This window comes from Mycobacterium sp. TH-M116 (assembly GCF_057473685.1).
The window spans coordinates 1-4,790 of record NZ_JBYCLC010000343.1; the positions used below are offsets into that span (position 1 = coordinate 1).

Below are 4,790 nucleotides of genomic sequence, written 5' to 3' on the forward strand. Positions count from 1 at the left end.
GAAGCCAACCCCTCCCACGCCGCCGCCGCCGACAACATCGGCGCCGACCCCGCACCGGCAAACATCCGCAACGAATTAACCTCCGGCGGCAACACCAAAAAACTCATGTAATCCATCCCCCGTTTCCCCACTCGACACCATGACCGTCGGCGATACTACAGCCAGTCGTAGAGCCGTTCGCACGAATCGTGAAAATCCGCCGCGAGTGCGGGCGACGGGTGCGGGATGAGGGGTGAGGGGTGCGCAATGCGGGCGGCGGGCGGCGCGCGGCGCGCGCCCGGATCACAGACCGGCGAACCGCTCCTTGACCATGTCGCTGGTCAGCCCGTAATCGGCCAGGGAATAGGTGTGTTTGGGCGCCCGTTCGCCCGACTGACTCTCGGCGTGGCTGGCTTGCATGGCCGCCCGCGCATCGTCGGTCAGCGCGATGCCGAAATGCCGGTAGATGTCGGCCACGGTGCCGAAGGGGTCGGCGATCAGGTCGCGATAGTCGACGTCGTAGAACTGGGCCGGGTCGTAGTTGGCGCGGGCGGTGGTGAACCGCCGCAGCCCGCGCGACCAGGTGTCCATCGCGTCGGCTCCGATCCGGGCGCCGACGAACGTCGTCGACCAGCCCGCGGCGGTGTGCTGGGCCAGCGAGCACATCGACGCCATGATCGTCTCCACCGGGCGATGGGTCTGGATCACCAGCGCGTCGGGATAGGTGGCCATCAGCGCGTCCAGCGCGAACAGGTGGCTGGGGTTTTTCAGCACCCACCGCTTGTCGGCGTCGTTGAGCCCGATCAGCTGAAGGTTCTTGCGGTGCCGCCGATATGCGGGCGTCCAGTCCTGCTGCGCAAGCCATGTCGCGTAGCTCGGCAGGTGCGCCAACGTCTCATAGGACACCGAATGCAATGACTGCCGCAGCAGCTGCCAGCATTCCTCCAGCTCGTAGGCGGCCATGAAATGCAGGCCGGTGTAGCCGGGGTTCTCCCGGTGGTGCCGGGTGAACTGGTCGTCGAGTTGGCGATAGAACGGGTTGGACTCCCAGGTGTCGCGCGGGGGCCGCGGCTGCGGGAATTCGGCGAGCCACAGGTGCAGGCCCTGGTGGGCCGGGTCGGCGCCGAGCAGCCGGTGCAGGGCCGTCGTTCCGGTGCGCACCAAACCCGTGACGAAAATAGGACGTTCGATGACGACGTCGGCGTGCTGGGGGTGCTGCTTCCACGCGGATTCCGACAGCAACCTGGCCACCAGCGCGCCCCGCAGGAAGAAGCGATTCATCTTGCTGCCCAGCACGGTCAAGTCCGCCTCGCGCCGGTAGGAGTCCAGCAACACGCCCAATGCTTCGCGATAGTTGTCGTCGTCGGCGCCGAAGTCGTCGAGCCCCACCAGTTTGGTGGCCGACGCGTGCAGTTCCTCGACGGTGCCGACATCGGTTCGGCCGGTAGTCATCAGGTGTGGTATTCCCCGCAGTTGACGTCCAGGGTCTGCCCGGTGATCCCGCTGGACAGATCACTGGCCAGGAAGAGGATTGCCGAAGCCACCTCGTCCTCGGTGGGCAGCCGCTTGAGGTCGGAGTTGGCCGCGGTCCCCTGGTAGATCTGGTCCACCGTGGTGCCGTACTTACCCGCCTGATGCTCGAAGTATGCCTGCAGCGTGTCGCCCCAGATATAGCCGGGTGCAACGGAATTGACCCGGATACCCTTCTCGCCGAGTTCGGTGGCCAGCGAGTGGGACATGGCCAGCAGAGTGGACTTGGCCATCTTGTAGGCGCCGTACTTGGCTTGTGAGTGCCGCAGCACCATGGAGTTGACGTTGACGATCGACCCGTTCGCCTTCTCCAGCGCGGGCGTGAACGCCTGGATGAGGCGCAACGCCCCGAGCGCACTGAGTTCGATCGCATCCCGGATGTGCTGGAAACCGGTGCCGGCCAGAGGTTTCATCGAGGGCACCCGGAATGCGTTGTTGATCAGCACATCGACCTTGCCGTAGGTCGCCAGGGCGGTCTCGACGAGGTTGTTCACCTCGTCGTCGTCGGTGATGTCCGCGCGGACCGGCAGCGCCTTGCGCCCGGACTCGCCCACCTGTTTGGCGACGGCCTCCAGGCGGTCGACGGTGCGGGCCGCGAGCACCAGCTCGGCTCCTTCGTTGGCGCACCGGTGCGCCAACGTGGTACCGAGCCCGGGTCCCACGCCGCTGATGACGACCACCTTGTCCTCGAGCATGCCCGTCACCCCAACATCCTGGCCGCGATCTGCTGCTGGCGCAGCGCGATTCGCGCTCGCCAGTGGTCCTCGGAAATCTTGTTGTGATCGAAATACGGCAGCGTGGTCGGCACCGCGTCGACGTTCACCAGGTCGACGGTCGGACCATCCGCGTCGGTCACCGGACGCGATACCCGCTGCCACCGGAACTGCAGAATGCCCCGCCGGTGGCCGAGCGTTTCGACCCAGTTGGTCACTCCCGGGTTCTGGTCGGAGACGACGATGCGCACCTTGCCGTCCGGATCCGCTTGCACCTGAGTGTTGTTCAGCGAGGTCTGGTGGTTGATGTAGTCCAGCGAGATGTACCACAGGCTGCCCAGCTGGAAGCCGAGGTACGGGGCGTCGGAGACCGGGATCGTGATGATCAGCGCCTGATCGGGCCGCAGCTCGAAGTGGCCGACCGAGGAGTACTGGGTCGCCAGGCCGCCCGGCGTCAGCCGGGGCGCGACCATGGTGTTCACCGGGATGTCGAGGTAGAACCACTGCGGGAACTGCAGCCAGGTCTTGACCCGGCTGACGAGCTGCTTGGCGGCTGTGGCACAACGCTTGTCGATGATCTGGCGGGTCAACGGCGGCGGCGCAGTGCCCGCGGTGTCGAGCCGGGAGATCGCCAGGGTGCCGCGCTGCGCCGACCAGTCGGCGTACACCTCGCGGATCACCAGCTGCCCGGGGCTGGCCGGCCGCACCCGCCACTCGAAGCTGCCGTCGGCGGCGATGTCGAGTTCGCGGTCATCGAACGCGGCCTGGCTGGCCGGCACGTTGTCGTCGGTGTACTCGCCGCCGAGGAGCTGGAAACTCAGGTCGGTCGTGGTGCCCCGCTTACCGGTCACGACGTAGTCGTGGCCGGCGTGCACCCGGGTGCCGAAGTAGAGGGTGTCGGGGTTGTCCAGTCCCATTTTGGTGAACGGCCCGGTGCCCGACTGCAGGAACGGGTGGTCGCGCTCGTAGTCGAAGGCCAGATGCAGGCATCCGGCGATGCAGCCGGCCAGATACTGCAGCCCTTCGAGCAGGTCGGCCTCGGTTTCGATGTGCGGTGCGGAGGCGACGAGTTCCTCGGCCTCGGCGATGGCAGAGGTGAGCGGGCCTGAGAAGGAGTCTGTGGACACGCCTAGACGCTAGAACGTGTTCTACTTTTTCGTCAATGGCGAACGTCCCCGCGCCCCCGGGGTCAGCCCGATCAGCTGGAGGTCGTGGTCGAGGATCCTATGTTCCCCAGGCTCAAAAAGCCGGACAAGAAGTTGCCCTTGTTGAACAGACCAGAGATTTGACCCGCTGTGGCAGTATTCCAACTCGTCGGGGCGCCGGTGTTGAAGTAGCCGGAGATTTCCCCGTTGGTGTTGCTGCCGCTGCCGTTGCCGGCGGTGTTGAAGAAGCCCGAAGTGTGGCCGCCGCTTGACGTGTTGAAGAAGCCCGAGGTGTCGGTGCCGGTGTTGCCGAAGCCCGAGTTCGTGGCGCCGCTGTCGGTGGTGTACCCGATACCGGTGTTGGTGTCGCCCGAGTTCCACAAGCCGGTGTTGTAGCTGCCGGAGTTCGAGTTGCCGGTGTTGTAGGAGCCGGAGTTGTTGGCCCCGGTGTCGTAGTTGCCGGCATTGGCGGAGCCGGTGTTGTAGTTGCCGGAGTTTTCCAGCCCGGTGTTGAACAAGCCGGAGTTTCCGATACCGAAGTTGGCGAGACCCGAGTTGCCGATGCCGACGTTGGAGCCTCCCGAGTTGCCGATGCCCCAGGTGTTGCCGTAGCCGATCGGGCGGGAGGGGCCGACGATACCGCTGTTGCCGATGCCGACGTCGCCGTGACCAGAGTTGAAGAATCCGATGTTGTCGGTGCCGGAGTTGCCGAAGCCGATGTTGCCGCTGCCCGAATTCAGCCCGCCCAGATTGAACTGACCGGTCGCGGTGTTGTAGTAGGTGTTGCCGATGCCGATCTCGTTGTTGCCGGACAACCCCAACCCGATGTCATTGTTGCCGGTGTTGCCGCCGCCGATGTCGTGAGCGCCGGTGTTGCCGATACCGACGTTGGCGGTGCCGCTGTTACCCAGCCCGAAGTTGCCGTTGCCGGCGTTGCCCAGGCCGATGTTGCCGGAGCCGGCCGTTGGACTTCCACTGCTGGTAGCGATGCCGCTGTTGCCGAGCCCTATGTTGCCGCTGCCGATGTTGCCGGCGCCGTAGTTGCCGTTGCCGGTGTTGCCGCTGCCGACGTTGTTGGAGCCGATGTTGCCCAAGCCGATGTTGCCGCTGCCGGTGTTGCCGTTGCCGACGTTGGCGTTGCCGGTGTTGCCGCTGCCGAAGTTGGCGCTGCCCTTGTTACCCACACCCAGATTGCTGACCCCCGCCGCGGTCGCCGCGGCGTTCCCCCGGCCGCCCAGCATCCCGGGCAGGCCGGCCAGCGTCTGCTGCAGATGTTGCACCGGCGCCATGTTCGCCACCGCCGCCGAGGCCCCCGAGTAATACCCGCTCATGGCCGCGACATCACGCGCCCACATCTGCTCATACTCCGACTCCACCGCCGCGATCGCCGGAGCATTGAACCCCAACAAATTCGACGACACCA

Annotated in this window: 5 protein-coding genes; all 5 read right to left on the bottom strand. The window is 65.8% G+C overall.

The window, feature by feature from the left end:
* The coding region (locus AC2VOK_RS17600) for a PPE domain-containing protein (RefSeq protein WP_428901619.1) at positions 1–107 on the bottom strand (107 nt) is incomplete at its 3' end.
* A gap of 175 nt (positions 108–282) precedes the next feature.
* A complete protein-coding gene (locus AC2VOK_RS17605) occupies positions 283–1,431 on the bottom strand; it encodes a sulfotransferase family protein (protein ID WP_428901615.1) in 1,149 nt (382 codons plus the stop codon).
* On the bottom strand, positions 1,431–2,213 hold the full coding sequence (locus AC2VOK_RS17610; RefSeq protein ID WP_428901616.1) for an SDR family oxidoreductase: 783 nt from the start codon (positions 2,211–2,213) through the stop codon (positions 1,431–1,433). The genes AC2VOK_RS17605 and AC2VOK_RS17610 overlap by 1 nt, the downstream gene beginning before the upstream one ends.
* Positions 2,210–3,349 carry a hypothetical protein gene (locus AC2VOK_RS17615; protein ID WP_428901617.1) on the bottom strand — a complete coding sequence of 380 codons (1,140 nt, stop codon included), beginning with the start codon at positions 3,347–3,349 and terminating at the stop codon, positions 2,210–2,212. Before AC2VOK_RS17615 ends, AC2VOK_RS17610 begins: the two co-directional genes overlap by 4 nt.
* A 71-nt stretch (positions 3,350–3,420) precedes the next feature.
* Positions 3,421–4,790: PPE domain-containing protein (locus AC2VOK_RS17620; protein ID WP_428901618.1), on the bottom strand; the 1,370-nt coding region annotated here is incomplete at its 5' end.

Coding starts and splice junctions, on each gene's coding strand:
- AC2VOK_RS17605 (WP_428901615.1), bottom strand. CDS start 1,431: ATGACTACCGGCCGAACCGATGTCGGCACCGTCGAGGAACTGCACGCG.